Raw genomic sequence first — 15,906 nt, forward strand, 5'->3', positions numbered from 1 at the left:
GTTCTGAGGATGGATGAATATGAAAAAAATTGCTCCTTCTATATTAAGCGCCGATTTCTCAAAACTGGCTGCCGAAGTTGCCGAAGTCGAACAGGCAGGGGCAGACTATCTCCATGTCGACATCATGGACGGCCATTTCGTCCCGAACATCACTTTCGGACCTAACGTCGTCAAAAGTCTGCGCCCTCATACCCGCCTGCCGCTCGATGTGCATTTGATGATCACGAATCCGGAAAATTATATTCAGGCTTTCGCCGAAGCCGGGGCCGATATAATCAGTGTCCATGCGGAGACCTGCCCTCATCTTCACCGCGTACTGCAGCTCATTCATGCGTGCGGAGCCCGGGCAGGTGTCGTGCTTAACCCGGCCACTCCGATATCCGCTCTTGACTATGTGGCGGACAGTGCCGACCTCATCCTGATCATGACTGTAAACCCGGGATTCGGCGGACAGACGTTCATTCCCGGTATGATCGAAAAAATCAAACAGACACGCCGTCTGATCTCGCGTCACTCAAAGCCAATTGAAATCGAGGTTGACGGCGGAATCAACCATGAAAACGCAAAGTCGTGCGCAGACGCCGGGGCAGACGTCTTTGTCGCCGGATCATTCATTTTCGGAAAACAGGACCGTGCACAGGCCATCCAGTCACTCAGGTCGGCCCTGTCTTAAAACAATTTTTGCCGAATCATTTTTCAAAAGATGAGTATCCCCGCTCAACCCAGCTACCCAGCAGGCCTCAGCGTAAAAGCACCGGTGATTCCTCCGAAAAACAATCGGCTGGCACGAACTGCCGGCTATAGCTGTGAATGTTCTGCGAACGGCGATTTATTTCGCTGAAAAAGAGGGCTGTCCGGCACGGACAGGCGTTACATAGCGGAAACACCCGATCTTTTTCTTCGGCCTGCCGCGTATCCCAGTAAATTGTGGTGAAAATCGCCGGGAAAAGCCGGTTATCGACAACAACAAAAAAATCGACATCCAACGGACCGGATCAATAAATGTGAATCATTTAGAACAGCAAGCTCGTCCCCGATTGATTGATTAACCCCGCGGCTGGAGATATAGCGATTGTTGTTCCCGGTTTGTCATCGATTTGCTGCCGATTGCCGGTCCCGGGCGACGGTATCGGTCATTCCGAGCAGTTTTTCGGTCGCTGTATGCCCGGTATCGGTCGTTATGTCCGGTTTATCGGTCGTGAGGCAAAGCTTTTCGGTCGTCACTGGTTTTATCGGTCATCGCAGGCAGTTCTTCGGTCGTTACGCCTGATTTATCGACCGTTAGCAGCAGTTTTTCGGTCGTCGTGCCTGATTTAACGGTCATTACAGGGAGTTTATCGGTCGTCGGCAGGTATACGCGGTGTATCAACCGCGACAGGAGTTTATCGACTGTTGCAGAAGTTTATTAATCGTGTAAACACTAACACTCTCCGTTTTTCAAAAAATCGACGGTTCCAGGAAGAGCCGATCGTCAATTGACGGCACAGAAGGACAATGAACTGAAGGGATACTCGAATTTCAAAAAAATAAATTTGACAAAGTGTTGACATTTATTAATCTTGTAATTAAAATAGTTACAGGTGGTGAGGGAATTGATTAATTCACGGGTCGCCGTCGCAATTCACATTCTGGCACTGATTGCCTCAAAGCCCCATGATGATCTCGCTTCGGATTATATTGCGTCCAGCGTCAATACCAACCCGGTTGTCATTCGGCGGATCCTGGGCATGCTGCGAAAGGCGAATCTGATTCGTACCTCGGCCGGAAAGGCCGGTGCAGCCTTGGCATCACCTCCGGCACAGATTTCTCTGCTTCGCGTTTATCGGGCTGTTGAACCGGACAACGAGCTTTTTGCCGTTCACGAAAATCCCAATCCCTATTGTCCGGTTGGAAAACGTATTAATGCAGTGCTTGAAGAAGCATTTCACGGAGCCCAGATGGCGCTTGAGAAAAAACTGGCCAGCCAAAACATTCAAGATGTACTGGATCATCTTTTTCCGGAAAAATGATTCAGTTTCGAAATCTTGTAACAGATTCAGTTACAGATTGAAAGGAGGTGTAGGAATGGGCCTATCATTGGAGCCGGCCCGGGAATTTCAAAGATCTGAAACGGCCGGAAGATCCGGCCCGGACATTGATCGGCCGCCAGGCTTGCCCTTGACAAACGGACGGGACATGATACAACGGCAGTGACCGGCCGCCCGTCCATTCGCAGGGACAAACGAGGATGATGCGGCGGCAGTCATTGGCAAAGCTGGAAACCGAGTAAGTTCATAAGTGTTTTACCGTTGTCCCGGAATCCGCATGAGGGATGCCCGGCCCGGTTCCGGAAAACCCGATTGAACGAATACGGGACGCGTTCATCAAATAAACTATTGGATTTAAAAGGAGAGGATTTAATTGACAAACTGGACAATCGACAGCGCACACACAGAAACATCATTTTCAGTGAAACACATGGGACTCTCAAACGTCAGAGGCAATTTTCAGACCACATCGGGTACCGTGACAACCGACGACAACGGGACCATCACGGCTATTGATGCCAAGATCGATGCAGCAAGCATTGAAACAAGAAATGAGGATCGTGACAATCATCTGAAAAGCGCCGATTTCTTTGATGTCGAAAAGTTCCCGGAAATTCATTTTGTCTCTACATCGGTAACCAAAAAAGACGATGAAGAATACACAGTTGAAGGCAATCTGACCATTAAGGATGTTACCAAACCGATTTCATTCGATGCAGAAGTCGGCGCGCCGGTCGACGATCCGTACGGTCTGAAGCGGAGCGGCGCCAGCCTGGCGTTCTCATTTGACCGCCGCGATTTCAAACTGACCTGGAGCCAGGCACTGGCTAACGGCAGCCTGGTTGTCGGCAACAAGATCAAGGTTAACGTCGACGTCGAGATCACTCAGAATCCGGCTGCCTGATCAATAAGGCCTGATTTTAGAATTTATTAAGGCAACAAGGCTTCGATTTTGGACCTTTTTTCAAAACAGGGCGTCTCACAGACTGGTTTTCCGGCTGCGAGACGCCCTGTTTCCTTTTATAAGAATTGATCCATCCCGTACTTGAGCCATTCGGCCGATCTTTTTCAGAAGAAGCAGTGTGCACAAGTTATCGAAGAAAAACCGGACTTCCGTATTTAAAACGGAAAACGGCCGTCGATTCATTCAAAGCAGGCGTGCACATCGTGAAAAGCACTGTCCGGGGAAAATAATATTTGTGTCCGCATAAAGACAAAAACCGTGAAACGATCGGGAAGCTTCCGTATTCCGGATTTGCGTTCCGAACGGGCATGCGGCGCAATCATTTTACGAATGCATCATTCATATCGGCGCAGGGATTCGACCGGGTCCAGATTGGCTGCCTTGGCCGACGGCGCAAGTCCGGCAACCACGCTGATGCCGACGCTGACAATGATGCCGAACACCGCAAAGCCGGGTGTGACGTTTAAGAGCGCCACATGCACATGCGGGCGGGCAAAGTAATTGCCGGCGGCACCGGCAATGAAAGACAGCAGGACCCCTGAATTTATTTTTCATGCTATATTTTAGCAATAGAACGAGCGAATTTGACCCGTTTCAAGAATTAATTTTTACTAAGTCTCCAGGCCTATCTTTTTTTTACGTTCGGATCCCCTCCCCGTTTTTTCTTTTATAAAAAACGGCGTTAAGAAAAAGTGCCGTCCATAAAGATATATTAACGATTCAGACCGATTTCCAGCCTATTATTCATTAATCATAGAAAAAACTTATTTTTAATAGAAACCCCTAAAAATAAAAAGAGAGAACACAAATTTGTGAACTCGTCTGATCAGAATTCTTCGTTTATTTCATCCGCTGCCCATTTAATGACGGATGAGCGGATTCCATTTTATTTTTTTATATCCTTATTTGTGAAATATATCTACTTAAAAAAGCGCAGAAAGTACCGCTCTCTTTCTGCGCAGGAACAGATTGTGAATTTTTGAGTTACGGACAGGTTGACCATGGAATAATGAACCAAATGATCAGACAGATGGACAGTTCCCCCCCGAAAAATCATCAGTCAATTTCTGCCGTCTTTAACTCTTTTATGACCGTAAAATATATTAATTTACAGTATCCTGTTCAGTCATATCAGGTTCATGATCGAGGATCCATCTTTCGGCCTCCGGAGACCAAAGGCCGTCATGCTTTTCCAGAATTTCACCCAAAGGAGATTTCGGATCAACTTTTTCCAGTTCAATTCTACTGAACTTCTTATGAGTATACGTTAACTTCTTGCCCCCGCCTATATCAGGCTGACTCATCGTAGTTTCAGCCGCCGCATCCAGGCCTAGTACATGGGTAATGACTTTGGCAACATTCACTCGTCTCTCTGCGATTAACTGAGCGGCCTCCGCCTCATTTTTTGCATTGCCGCCTGAAGTACCGGTAACGTGGGTAAAGTTATAATGCACGTTGTAGAAATTTAAATGAGCGGAAAAATCTTTCTTCATCGGACCGGCAAATTGGTTCAGGCATCCGTCGGCATTTAACAGTTCTCCCGCCATAGTAACTAAAGGAGAAACGCTAATCATACAAAGGATATCATCATAACCATTTCCGCCGACAAGTTGTTTAAGCCCAGCTTTTTGTTCTTCGATACTCAGCCCATTAACGTTAACAAAATGCACGTTTACTTCATCCGACGGGTATAGCTTTTTGGCCCTATCCAGTTTTTCCTGGCTAATATCCGTGACTACAAGATGTTCGGGTTTTCGGTCGGAGTGCAGTGCATAATCAATGGCAAGCAGGCCCATAGGACCCGTACCGCCGAGGATTAAGCAATTACCGTTTCTTTTAATTCCCATCTCATGATCATACGTATGCGGAATCAAATGAAATTGAGCATTAAATGCAGCGATAACGCAGCTAAGGGGTTCACATAATGATCCTTCATAATAAGCCTGTCCATGAAATGGAATGAGACAATTGAGTTCTATTACTTCGGGCGGAATGATAATCGCTGTTGCGTCGCCCCCTATATAGGGATAAGAATAGCCCGGCACGAAAGGTGTATCGTCTCTTGCTAAGTTTGGCTGAATGACATAATTTTCGCCTTCATGAAACTGATCGATCCATCTCTTGCCAACCTTCAATATTTTTCCGGAAAATTCATGACCGATCAATACAGGATCTTCAGCTAAATGATCGGGAGTTTTCTTATGATCCTCCCCTTCCATGGCCAATTTCCACGAGGACATGCACATCGTATCGCTGACAACAGTCGCCAGAATCTCGTCCTCTTTAATGTCAGGTAAATCAAAGCTCTCAACACGAAGATCTTTCTTACCATGTAATTTTAGGCCGATACTTTCCATATTTATTCTCCTCACATTTGTGATAGGTGGCCTGCTGGTTTTTTACATTTTTATAATATACGGTGTTAATGCAAAAAATCAAGATGCCATCATCAATATTCACATTTGTGAGATACTTTTAATTTCCAGAGCCGTTGAATAAGTTGTAATAAGATCCGTAACCAGGCCGGACCGCAATGCGCCGAGGATGCCTCCGGCTTTCTGCTTTCCAGCCGCTATTCCAATCCGGCGATCGATTTTCCTCAACTGATCCAGTGACATACCAATGATATTGATCTCCGGCAATTTAAGAATTTTCCCCTCCGCCGTAAAAGGTTGAGATAAAATATCTCCGGCAGCCATCTTTCCCAGTCCGCTCGCAAAAGACGTTTCTTTGTAAAATTGCTGCCACGATTTGTTTCCTGAAGATTCCCTGCTGCCAATGCCGAAAATGGCAACATCCAAATCCGGCCACATGCTTATGACTTTTTCTACATTCGGATTGTCTAAAAGCTCATCTTTTAATTCTTTACTTTTGATTAAAGCGGGCGTGTCTAAAGAATAAGGAATGGCATCTGTAATTTTTGATGCTAAGCGATGGACAATAGAATTGGCATGATATGGGGCCGGCAGCGATCCTCGCGGCCCTCCAATCAAGGGAATAACCGTTATATTTTTTGGAAATACATCCTGCTGAAACTTATCAACGACTGCCGCCAAAGACTGTCCCCATGATAATCCGATGGTCGTATTGCTTTTAATCAAAGAGTGAAGAAAGGAATCTGCATAAAGTCCCAGCGTGTCTAAACCTTCTTTGTATGATCCGGCCTGATCATCCGGGACAACCAAGGCGGTCTTCAAATCAAACGCCCGTTCAAAAAACTTCGACATATTTTTGGCTGAACCGAAAGTTGTATCTACGCTAATCTTAACAATCCCCAGCTTCTTTGCCTCCTTCAACATGCGGCTGATCTCGGTTCTATGAACATGCATCACGTCGGATATTTGATTCTGATTGAGATGATGTAAATAATAAAGTTCTGACGCTTTAATTAAGCTGTTTATTTTGTCTGCGGAAGGCCTCATAGCCTCCACCCCCTTTACCATAAATAATATATCACAAATGTGCGTTTTATAATATACATATTGCAAACGTATACATGCGTTATATTATAGCAAGTGAAGGTGATCACTTGCTGGTAATCACAAATGAGAGGTGTTTTCTTTGAGCTGGTTGGGTATTGAAGAGGGTGTTTTCATTGTAACGGGCGGATCTTCAGGCATTGGTCATGCGGTTGTTCAAGAACTTATTCAGGATGGGGCCAAAGTAGTCAACGCTGATCTAAGAGAGGGCTCTTATTTTAACGATAATCTTCTATTCGTTCAAACGGATGTCACGGATTCAGAATCGGTCAATCATATGGTTGAAACGGCAGTCTCCCATTTTGGTCACATCGATGGTCTTGTTAACAATGCAGGTATTAATCTTCCTCGCTTAGTCGTAGATACAAAAAATCAAAGCGGTAAGTACGAACTTTCTTTAACAGATTTGCAAAAAATGTTCTCCGTGAATGTACAGGGAGTCTTTCTTACGACTCAAGCCGTTTTACGTTATCTGACAAAACAGAGAAGGGGCGTCATCGTTAATATGTCTTCCGAAGCAGGCCTGGAAGGCTCCGTCGGACAAAGCGCATACTCTGCGACTAAGGGAGCAATCAACGGTTTCACACGGTCATGGGCCAAAGAACTCGGAAAAAATAATATCCGGGTTGTAGGTGTAGCACCCGGTATTCTTGAAGCAACCGGGTTAAGAACTCCTTCATATGAAGAAGCATTGGCTTATACACGCAATATAACCGTTGACCAGCTCCGCAGGGGATATAGCAGCACCACAACGACCCCGCTCGGAAGAAGCGGCAAATTATCTGAAGTCGCCAATTTAGTTGCATTTTTTCTTTCAGATCGGGCCGGCTATATAACAGGCGTCACGACCAACGTGGCAGGAGGTAAATCCAGAGGCTGATTTCCAAACATGGGAGGGACAATATGATGGATTTTATTTTAGTGGGCCACGGCACTACCGGCATAGCTATGAAAAATGCTGTTGAAATGATTTTTGGTGAATCTCCAAGTTTCTATCCTTTGTCTTTTAAGCCGGGAGAAGGGCTTACCGACCTCTCGAAGAAAATCGAAAAAACCATTGACGATCATAGCCTTTCCAGCGATCGTACACTCGTCGTCACAGATCTGTTTTGCGGCACTCCTTATAACGTATCCGCGGCTTTAGCAATGAAGGGCAAAGTTAAAGATGTAATTGCAGGAATGTCCCTTCCTATTTGTCTGGAACTGGCACAAGCCGCGGACAAAGGGACTGTCTCTGAAACCGTAGAGCACATTATACAGGCATCTCCCGCTTATACACGCGCACTCAGTAAAGAATTACAGAAACAACCGGATGAAGGTGACTTTTAATGATTATCAATTTAGCAAGGATTGATGACCGTCTCATTCACGGACAGGTAACAACTGTATGGGCGAAGGGCTCAGATGTCGATCGCATCATTATTGTAAGTGAAGACGTATTTCATGACCCGATCAGAAAGACTCTTTTAAAGCAAGCAGCACCTCCGGGTATCAAAGTGAATATAGTCGATGTGCCGAAAGCGATTGCCGTCTTCAAAAATCCTAAATACGCAAATGATAAGATTTTCTATTTATTTACTAATCCGATGGAAGTCCTGAAACTTGTTGAAGGCGGAATACCATTAAACTATTTAAACATCGGCGGAATGCAATTCCGTGAGGGAAAGAAGCAAATCAATAAAGCTGTCTTTATCGATAAGGAAGAAGCGGAGGCTTTTAAAAGATTAAACGAATTAGGTGTAGAATTAGATCTTCGCGTTGTGAAAACGGATCCGCACACTGATATTCTGGAAAAAATAAAGGAGAAATTCCAAGAATAGAAAAGAGGAGAATAGAAAATGTCGATTATTCAAGTTATCCTTATTTTTCTATGGTCGTCAATTGTCGGCGCCGGAAGCGTTCTTGATGAGTTTCAAACCCACCGGCCCTTAATTGCTTGTACAATAACCGGTTTAATTCTTGGAGATCCGATAACCGGTATTATTTTAGGAGGTACACTTGAATTAATTGCCTTAGGCTGGATGAACATCGGCGCCGCCCAATCTCCGGACTCAGCTTTAGCCAGTACAATCTCAACGATTTTGGTTATCGTAGGCAGTCAGAGTATTGCGAAAGGTATTGCCATTGCTTTACCTGTAGCTGCCGCAGGACAGGTTTTAACCGTTATCGCCCGATCGATCACCATTGCCTTTCAACATGCAGCAAATAGAGAAGCTGAAAAAGCCAATTTTACAGCCATAGTGGCATTGCATTTCTCTGCTCTATTTGTGCAGGCACTGCGTGTCTCCATCCCAACGACCCTGGTTGCCATATTTGTTAATCCCACAATGATTCAGAATATGTTAAATGCTTTGCCGGAAGTTGTAACCGGTGGTTTAGCGGTCGCCGGCGGATTTATCGTCGTCGTTGGATATGCAATGGTTTTGAACATGATGAGTGTTAAATATTTAATGCCATTCTTCTATCTTGGTTTTATTCTCGGCGGTTATTTGAAATTGAGCCTGCTCTCATGGGGAGTTGTCGGTTTAATTGTAGCCATCGTTTATATAGAGCTTAATCCGAAATTCTCTAAACCTTCAGCTTCTTTAGCTGCTGCAAACGCCGGAGCGATTTCAGATGAGGAATTACCAGAAGACGAATTAGACGATTAAGGAGATGAAAAAGATGAGTGAAAATAAAGCGGTGACAACTTCAGATCAAAAACCCGTTAAAGTGACCAAAGGTGACTTATTTAAAACATTTATTTTCGAAAATTTCCAACAGGCATCTTTTAACTTTGAAACGATTCACGGGCTGGCATTTTGTGTCGATATGATTCCAATCATCAAACGTGTTTATAAGAATAAAAAAGATCAGGTTGCCGCACTAAAGCGTCATTTAACGTTCTTCAATGTCACCCCCGGATTATGCGGGCCCGTTGTAGGTGTGACGGCAGCTCTTGAACAGGGACGTGCCAACGGAGAAAAAATTGATACGAAAATGATTCAAAGTTTAAAAGTCGGCCTGATGGGCCCCTTATGCGGTGTCGGCGATCCCTTGATGTGGGGAACACTTCGCCCCATCTTAGCGGCATTGGGCGCCACTTTAGCATTGCGCGGATCCTGGCTCGGCCCAATTATTTTCTTCTTCGGTTTTAACATCATCCGGCTTGCTTTAAAATGGTATGGCCTGACTTACGGTTACCATCGTGGTTTGTCCCTGATAAAGGACCTGAGCGGTAATCTTCTGCCCAAACTGACTGAAGGGGCTACAGTATTAGGACTGTTTGTGATGGGTGTCCTGGTGACAAAATGGACAACAATCAATATTCCGCTGGTCATTTCCAAAACGAAAGCGGCTACAACAACGGTGCAGGACATTCTTAACCAACTGATGCCCGGACTGCCTGCGCTCGGTCTAACGCTGCTGATGGTGTATCTTCTTCGGAAGAAGGTTAATCCAATCATCTTGATTTTCGGATTATTCGGTTTAGGCATCGTCGGATATTGGCTCGGTTTCTTAAAGTAAAATAGATTAGGGTTGATATAAATGACCGATCAAATCATTGCTCTTGTAGGCGGTGTGTTGATACTTTCACTAGGTTTTCTTATGAAAGCAAGGAAAGGAAAACGTGATTATGTCTATATTCTCTTTGGCTTAATACTCATTGGCATCGGCATGTATAAAATATTGTTTTAATTTTCGTGTAGGGTTCTCTCTGTGAGTGTTATCAAAAGTTGTGTAAAAGCAGCGTTTTCTGTCGATGATTGATCAAACACGTATCCTATCTTTACCCAAAAACAGGGCTGTCTCATTATTCAGGCAACCTTGTTTTATCCTGTTCTTACTATTGAACGAACTCCATCACCTGAACGAACTCCATCGCGGTGCGGCGATACAGATCGCCTGAATGATTGCCGGTTTCAGACCTGTTTTTCGGAGACATTTCATCCCGCGAATAAAATTACAGCCGCTTTTCCAAAGATTCGGCTTCATCCCGGCAGCGCCTGGTCCAGCGAGTTTCAAATTGTCCGTGCGGGAGAATCCGCTCTTTCAGGTCGCTGATAAACACGATCCCCTGCTCTCTGCACCACTTCAGGCGGATTTGATACAAATCTGCATCCGAATCGTCTTCGTCCAGGAAAACGGGAATCAGAGAAATTTTATTCAGATCATATAGAAAAGCCCGGGCGTGTCCGTCCGCAAAATAAAACTCACCGCCGTTCCTTCTAATCGGAAGCGGCATATTTCCTCTGATATTGAGCGGATCAAACGAATCCTTTAAGCGGTCGACTTTGTCCTGATCTAGAAATAGCTGGCTCGGACGGATCTGATACAAATCGATAAAAAATTTTTTCAACTGAATGACTTCCCTTGTCTTTCGACCGTTCAGGCCGTTCTTCTTCCAATAAACAGCAGATATACAAGAAATCCGCCTACATCGCAAAGAGCGATTAAAAGCGCCATCGGAAAATAAGTCTGGCTGCCGCCCAATCCGACCAGCGGCGAAAGCAGCGCACCGATTGTATTCATGCCCAGTCCGAGGATCGCCGAGGCACTCCCGGCCGCTTTTCCCTGACCCTGCATGGCCATTGAAAAAGCCGTCGAGTTCACAAGCCCGACCATCGAGACAATAAAGAAAAGCGGAATCATGACAGCGAAAAGCTGAGCGGGACGGAGCAGCAGACTGCCAAATAAGGCAATACTGCCAAATGCTGCAATCAGTGTGCCTGTCCGCAGAATTTTCCGTTCGTCCACTCTTCCGGCCAGAGCCCCGGCCAGCTGCGACATCATGACGATACCAAAGCCATTTATTGCAAAAAACAGACTGAAACCTAACGATGAAACATGGAATTGATCCTGCAGGACAAATGAAGATCCGGCAATATAGCAGAACATCGCCCCCGTGATCAATCCCTGAACGGCGGCGTAGCTTATAAACTGCCCGTCGCGGCACAGCCGGCCGATTGCCGCAAAAGAGCCGGCCATTCCGCCGCTGACCCGTTCAGCGGACGGCAGCGATTCGGGCAAACCGAACAAGGCCCCGAGGAAAAGAATAAACCCGATCACTCCGAGAACAACAAAGACACCGTGCCACGAAGTAAAACGCAGGATAAAACCGCCCGCAATCGGAGACAAAATCGGAAAAATCCCGTTCACCGCCATCAGCATCGAGAAAAATTTGGTCAGTGCCGTTCCGGAATAATAATCACGCGCGATCGCTCTCGAGATGACAAGGCCGGCGGATCCCGCAAGCCCCTGCACAAAGCGCAGAAAAATGAGCCAGCCGATCGAAGTGATCATGACGCATAAAAAGGATGTCACGGTAAACAGAATCAGTCCGGCCAGCAGCGGACCCCGGCGTCCGTGACTGTCGCTTAAAGGACCGATAACCATCTGGCCGATTGCGAGTCCGATCAGGCAGGAGGTAATGCTCATTTGAGCGAGCGATGTCGTCGTCTGCAGATCTTTAGTCAGAAATGGCAAAGAGGGCAGATACATATCCATTGACAACGGGCCGAACGCACTGAGCGCTCCTAAAATAACGACCAGCCAGAGATGCTTTCCTCCCGCCGTTTTTTTAAGCCTTGTTTTTTCTTCTGCATGATTCAGTGCCGTCTCCTGCAAATTTCATTCAGTCCTTCCATCCGACAGCCGATCAAAGGACGGCGTATTCAGCCGCCGCCCCGAAAACGGTCTTCAATCCCGACAGGATATAACCTATCATAGCAGAAAAAAAGCCCCGATACTAAAATGAAGGATCGAAAGCTTTCGAACAGATTGATTCTTATAGGAAGGTCCCTTTCATTTATCATCCGGAAACGATTCCGGCTTTTCAGTCAGGCCTGATTTAATTTCTGTTCGGCCAGTTTGATCTGCTTTTCAACCTGATGCGGGGCGGTGCCGCCTTCGCTTTCGCGGGCACGCATCACATTTTCCGGCTTCAGCGCTTCGAAAATATCTTCTTCAAACAACGGGCTGAACCGCTTGTAGTCGTCCATGCCGAGTTCAAGCAGATATTTGCCCTGTTCAATCGCGTAGAGAACCATTTTCCCGGTAATGGCGTGAGCTTCCCGGAACGGCAGGCCTTTTTTGGCCAGATAGTCGGCGATATCCGTTGCGTTGGAATAGTCCTTCTCAACCGTGCGGCGCATCCGCTCCTTTCTGACTGTCATCGTTTTCAGGATCGGTTCCAGCAATTGCAGCGCGCCGCTGATCGTCCGGACCGTATCGAAAATGCCTTCTTTATCTTCCTGCATATCCTTGTTATAGGCGAGCGGCAGTCCCTTTAGAACCGTGAGCAGGCCGATCAGGTGGCCGAATACGCGTCCCGTTTTTCCGCGCAGCAGCTCGCAGACATCCGGATTCTTTTTCTGCGGCATGATGCTGGAACCGGTGCAGAACGCATCATCCAGTTCGATAAATTGAAATTCCTGGCTGCTCCACAGCACCATTTCTTCGGAAAGGCGCGACAGATGGACCATGATCAGCGAACAATCGGCCAAAGCTTCAACAACGAAATCACGGTCGCTGACGGCATCCATGCTGTTCGGATAAATATCGTCAAAATCGAGCAGTTCGGCCACCCGGCGGCGATTGATCGGGAACGTGGTTCCGGCAAGCGCCCCGGCGCCGAGCGGAAGCACATTGATCCGCTTCAGGCTGTCCGCAAGCCGGCTTTTGTCGCGCTCGAACATCCAGAAATAGGCCAGCAAATGGTGGGCAAACGATACCGGCTGCGCCCTTTGCAGATGCGTATAGCCCGGAAGGATGGTATCCACGTTTTGTTTTGCCTGCTCAAGCAGTGCGGACTGGACATTTTCCAGAAGTCCGATCAGTTCTTTCGTTTTATTCCGCATATAAAGATGCATATCGGTCGCTACCTGATCGTTGCGGCTTCGGCCGGTATGCAGCTTGCCCCCGACTGCTCCGATTTCATCGATCAGCATCTTTTCAATATTCATATGGACGTCTTCCTGATCAATGGAAAAAGCCGCTTCACCTTTCTTCACCTTTTCCAGGATTGCGTGAAGTCCCTTTTGAATCGTCTCCGATTCTTCCCGGGAGACAATGCCGCATTCACCCAGCATTTTTACATGGGCAAGGCTCCCCTCGATATCTTCCTCCGCCAATTCCTTATCATAAGCAATCGACGAAGTGTATTCGTCAACCCATTTATTTGTTGACTTCGTAAACCGGCCGCCCCATAGCTTCGCCATGATCTGCCTCCGTTTCGCTCGTTTCGCTATCGTTCTTGTGCACTTCGGCATTGACTTTCGTCGGCAGCCCCCACAGTTTGATAAAGCCGACGGCCGCGTTGTGGTCGAATGCATCGCCCTTCGTGTAGGTCGCCAGTTTCTCGTTATACAGGCTCTGATCCGACGTGCGGCCGACGACAAAGTCATTGCCCTTGAACAGCTTGACACGCACCTTTCCGGAAACAACCTGCTGCGTATTATCAACAAATGCCGACAGCGCTTCTCTTAGCGGCGAATACCAGAGGCCGTCATAGATGACCTGTGAGACTTCCTTATCAATCAGCGGCTTGAACTTCGATACCTCTTTAGTCAGTGTGATCGTTTCCAGTGCCTGGTGGGCATGGATCAGAATCAATGCCGCCGGATTTTCATATACTTCGCGCGACTTGATGCCGACGAGCCGATTTTCCACGTGGTCGATCCGTCCGATGCCGTGCAGCCCGCCCAGTTTATTCAGCTTCTTGATGATGTCCGTAAAAGAAATCGCCTCGCCGTTCAAAGCAACGGGAATGCCCTTTTCAAAAGCGATCTCGATGTATTCGGGTGTATCGGGTGTTTTTTCAATCGGGCAGGTCCATTCAAAAGCGGCTTCCGGCGCTTCGTTCCATGGATTTTCCAGAACGCCGGCTTCGCATGCCCGGCCCCAGATATTGGCGTCAATGGAAAATGGATTGTCCAGATCAATCGGGATCGGTATATTGTTCTTTTCCGCATACTTGATTTCTTCGTCACGGGTCATCCCCCATTCACGAACCGGAGCGACAACCTTGAGCGACGGATCAAGAGCCTGAATTGACACTTCAAAACGGACCTGGTCGTTTCCCTTGCCGGTGCAGCCGTGGGCGACGGCAATCGCGCCTTCCTTGTGGGCGACATCGACAAGCAGCTTGGCAATCAGCGGCCGCGACAGCCCGGAAGAGATCGGATAAACACCCTCGTAAAGTGCGTTCGCCTTCAGCGCCGGGGCGAGATAGCCTTCCGCAAGCAGATCTTCCGCATCAACGATATAGGATTTGATCGCTCCGACGTCAAGCGCCTTCTGTTTCACCATCGCCAGGTCCTTGCCCTCGCCGACATTGATGCTCAGGGCGACAACATCGTAGTTATATTTGTCCTGGAGCCATTTAATGCATACCGAAGTATCGAGACCGCCTGAATACGCCAATACTATTTTTTCTTTAGCCATTATAAAATCCTCCCCTTTATTATGATTGAAAAATTTATTTATAATGGTTCTCAATTGCCTTCCATCAGACACTTCATAATCGCTTTATGCGCATGCAGCCGATTTTCTGCTTCGTCGAAAACCACGGAATGCGGTCCGTCGATAATACCGGCCGCTACTTCTTCGCCGCGATGAGCCGGCAGACAGTGAAGAAAAAGATAATCGTTCTTTGCCAGGCGGGCCAAGTCTTCGTTCACCTGAAAACCGTTGAAATCATGCAGCCGTTTTTCCTTTTCCGCTTCTTCGCCCATGCTCGCCCAGACGTCGGTAATGACAACATCGGCATCTTGCGCCGCCTGCTGAGGAGAATGAGTAAAACTGATTTTACAGCTGTTTTCCGCCCCGCGTTCTTTTGCCGCGGCAAAAATCGTTTTGTCCGGTTCGTAGCCTTCCGGGCTGGCAACCGTCATATCCATGCCGACAGCGGCGGCACCTTCAAGAAGAGAATGAGCCATATTGTTATAGCCGTCGCCGATGAAGCAGGCCTTCAGCCCCTTCAGCGTCCCCTTATGTTCATAAACAGTCAGCAGATCGGCAAGCACCTGAGTCGGATGATGAGTATCGGTCAGTCCGTTGATCACCGGCACATCGGCATAGCGGGCCAGTTCTTCCACTTTTTGATGTGCAAACGTGCGGATCATGATGCCGTCCACATAGCGGGAGAGCACCCTTGCCGTGTCCGGGATCGGCTCGCCGCGGCCGATCTGGATGTCCCGGCTGCTGAGAAAAAGCGCCGAACCGCCCAGCTGATACATGCCGGCTTCAAATGAAACCCGTGTCCGAGTCGACGACTTTTCAAAAATCATGGCCAGTGTCTTGCCTTTTAAATAAGGATGGGAAATATTTTTTTTCTGCAGCTGCTTCATGTCAAGCGCCTGTTGCAGGAACGTATGAATTTCTTCTGTTGTAAACTCGGCGATTGTCAGAAAGTCCCTGCCTTTCAGTGTAGAAATCGTACAATCATTAACCATGT

16 protein-coding genes are annotated in these 15,906 nt (G+C 47.2%); 9 read left to right on the forward strand and 7 right to left on the reverse strand.

The genetic code is table 11. The annotated features are described in order from the left end of the window. The first annotated feature begins 19 nt into the window (after positions 1-19). The 4 genes from rpe to OYT88_RS16025 all read left to right on the forward strand — a co-directional run bounded on the left by rpe (position 20) and on the right by OYT88_RS16025 (position 2,931). The gene (rpe, locus tag OYT88_RS16010) at positions 20-673 is read left to right on the forward strand and encodes a ribulose-phosphate 3-epimerase (protein ID WP_274401346.1); all 654 of its coding nucleotides are present in this window, start codon (positions 20-22) and stop codon (positions 671-673) included. A 399-nt stretch (positions 674-1,072) separates the two neighbouring features. Further along, entirely contained in the window at positions 1,073-1,270 is a 198-nt protein-coding gene (locus OYT88_RS16015) for a hypothetical protein (protein WP_274401347.1), read from the forward strand. A 322-nt stretch (positions 1,271-1,592) separates the two neighbouring features. After that, a complete protein-coding gene (locus OYT88_RS16020; RefSeq protein WP_274401348.1) occupies positions 1,593-2,009 on the forward strand; it encodes an Rrf2 family transcriptional regulator in 417 nt (138 codons plus the stop codon). Between the two features lie 391 nt (positions 2,010-2,400). Continuing rightward, positions 2,401-2,931: a YceI family protein gene (locus OYT88_RS16025; RefSeq protein ID WP_274401349.1), complete on the forward strand. Its 531-nt coding sequence runs from the start codon at positions 2,401-2,403 to the stop codon at positions 2,929-2,931. Positions 2,932-4,094: 1,163 nt separating this feature from the next. Here OYT88_RS16025 and OYT88_RS16030 read toward each other — a convergent pair. Together OYT88_RS16030 and OYT88_RS16035 are read right to left on the reverse strand one after the other, a co-directional pair. Further along, positions 4,095-5,348 (reverse strand): zinc-binding dehydrogenase, encoded by a 1,254-nt coding sequence (locus tag OYT88_RS16030; protein ID WP_274401350.1) that lies wholly within the window; start codon positions 5,346-5,348, stop codon positions 4,095-4,097. A gap of 99 nt (positions 5,349-5,447) precedes the next feature. Continuing rightward, positions 5,448-6,413: a sugar-binding transcriptional regulator gene (locus OYT88_RS16035; protein WP_274401351.1), complete on the reverse strand. Its 966-nt coding sequence runs from the start codon at positions 6,411-6,413 to the stop codon at positions 5,448-5,450. Positions 6,414-6,552: 139 nt separating this feature from the next. On the opposite strand from OYT88_RS16035, the gene OYT88_RS16040 reads away from it, so the two are divergent. The 5 genes from OYT88_RS16040 to OYT88_RS16060 are packed head-to-tail and all read left to right on the forward strand — an operon-like array spanning position 6,553 to position 9,977. Continuing rightward, the gene (locus tag OYT88_RS16040; protein WP_274401352.1) at positions 6,553-7,350 is read left to right on the forward strand and encodes an SDR family oxidoreductase; all 798 of its coding nucleotides are present in this window, start codon (positions 6,553-6,555) and stop codon (positions 7,348-7,350) included. Positions 7,351-7,376: 26 nt separating this feature from the next. Then, entirely contained in the window at positions 7,377-7,799 is a 423-nt protein-coding gene (locus tag OYT88_RS16045; protein WP_274401353.1) for a PTS sugar transporter subunit IIA, read from the forward strand. Next, the gene (locus OYT88_RS16050) at positions 7,799-8,290 is read left to right on the forward strand and encodes a mannose/fructose/sorbose PTS transporter subunit IIB (protein WP_274401354.1); all 492 of its coding nucleotides are present in this window, start codon (positions 7,799-7,801) and stop codon (positions 8,288-8,290) included. The genes OYT88_RS16045 and OYT88_RS16050 overlap by 1 nt, the downstream gene beginning before the upstream one ends. An 18-nt stretch (positions 8,291-8,308) precedes the next feature. Further along, positions 8,309-9,121: a PTS mannose/fructose/sorbose transporter subunit IIC gene (locus OYT88_RS16055; protein WP_274401355.1), complete on the forward strand. Its 813-nt coding sequence runs from the start codon at positions 8,309-8,311 to the stop codon at positions 9,119-9,121. A 13-nt stretch (positions 9,122-9,134) separates the two neighbouring features. Next, the gene (locus tag OYT88_RS16060; RefSeq protein WP_274401356.1) at positions 9,135-9,977 is read left to right on the forward strand and encodes a PTS system mannose/fructose/sorbose family transporter subunit IID; all 843 of its coding nucleotides are present in this window, start codon (positions 9,135-9,137) and stop codon (positions 9,975-9,977) included. 436 nt (positions 9,978-10,413) lie between these two features. Here the strand turns inward: OYT88_RS16060 and OYT88_RS16065 are convergent, their stop codons facing one another. From OYT88_RS16065 to argF, 5 genes are all read right to left on the reverse strand, one after another. Continuing rightward, positions 10,414-10,809: a hypothetical protein gene (locus OYT88_RS16065; RefSeq protein ID WP_274401357.1), complete on the reverse strand. Its 396-nt coding sequence runs from the start codon at positions 10,807-10,809 to the stop codon at positions 10,414-10,416. 29 nt (positions 10,810-10,838) lie between these two features. Then, the gene (locus tag OYT88_RS16070; protein WP_443217533.1) at positions 10,839-12,062 is read right to left on the reverse strand and encodes a multidrug effflux MFS transporter; all 1,224 of its coding nucleotides are present in this window, start codon (positions 12,060-12,062) and stop codon (positions 10,839-10,841) included. 227 nt (positions 12,063-12,289) lie between these two features. Continuing rightward, positions 12,290-13,669, reverse strand: coding sequence for an argininosuccinate lyase (gene argH, locus OYT88_RS16075; protein ID WP_274401358.1), 1,380 nt, complete (start codon positions 13,667-13,669; stop codon positions 12,290-12,292). Next, the gene (locus OYT88_RS16080) at positions 13,626-14,894 is read right to left on the reverse strand and encodes an argininosuccinate synthase (RefSeq protein WP_274401359.1); all 1,269 of its coding nucleotides are present in this window, start codon (positions 14,892-14,894) and stop codon (positions 13,626-13,628) included. Before OYT88_RS16080 ends, argH begins: the two co-directional genes overlap by 44 nt. A gap of 50 nt (positions 14,895-14,944) precedes the next feature. Further along, positions 14,945-15,904, reverse strand: a complete 960-nt coding sequence (gene argF, locus OYT88_RS16085) for an ornithine carbamoyltransferase (protein WP_274401360.1) — start codon at positions 15,902-15,904, stop codon at positions 14,945-14,947. Positions 15,905-15,906 lie beyond the last annotated feature (2 nt).

The sequence above is a fragment of the Sporolactobacillus sp. CQH2019 genome (genome assembly GCF_028765345.1).
GTDB lineage: Bacteria > Bacillota > Bacilli > Bacillales > Sporolactobacillaceae > Sporolactobacillus.

Excerpts from the sequence above, each read along its gene's own strand:
- rpe (WP_274401346.1), top strand. The coding sequence starts at position 20 with ATGAAAAAAATTGCTCCTTCTATATTAAGCGCCGATTTCTCAAAACTG.
- OYT88_RS16055 (WP_274401355.1), top strand. The coding sequence starts at position 8,309 with ATGTCGATTATTCAAGTTATCCTTATTTTTCTATGGTCGTCAATTGTC.
- OYT88_RS16030 (WP_274401350.1), bottom strand. The coding sequence starts at position 5,348 with ATGGAAAGTATCGGCCTAAAATTACATGGTAAGAAAGATCTTCGTGTT.
- OYT88_RS16050 (WP_274401354.1), top strand. The coding sequence starts at position 7,799 with ATGATTATCAATTTAGCAAGGATTGATGACCGTCTCATTCACGGACAG.
- OYT88_RS16060 (WP_274401356.1), top strand. The coding sequence starts at position 9,135 with ATGAGTGAAAATAAAGCGGTGACAACTTCAGATCAAAAACCCGTTAAA.
- argF (WP_274401360.1), bottom strand. The coding sequence starts at position 15,904 with ATGGTTAATGATTGTACGATTTCTACACTGAAAGGCAGGGACTTTCTG.
- OYT88_RS16045 (WP_274401353.1), top strand. The coding sequence starts at position 7,377 with ATGGATTTTATTTTAGTGGGCCACGGCACTACCGGCATAGCTATGAAA.
- OYT88_RS16035 (WP_274401351.1), bottom strand. The coding sequence starts at position 6,413 with ATGAGGCCTTCCGCAGACAAAATAAACAGCTTAATTAAAGCGTCAGAA.
- argH (WP_274401358.1), bottom strand. The coding sequence starts at position 13,669 with ATGGCGAAGCTATGGGGCGGCCGGTTTACGAAGTCAACAAATAAATGG.
- OYT88_RS16080 (WP_274401359.1), bottom strand. The coding sequence starts at position 14,894 with ATGGCTAAAGAAAAAATAGTATTGGCGTATTCAGGCGGTCTCGATACT.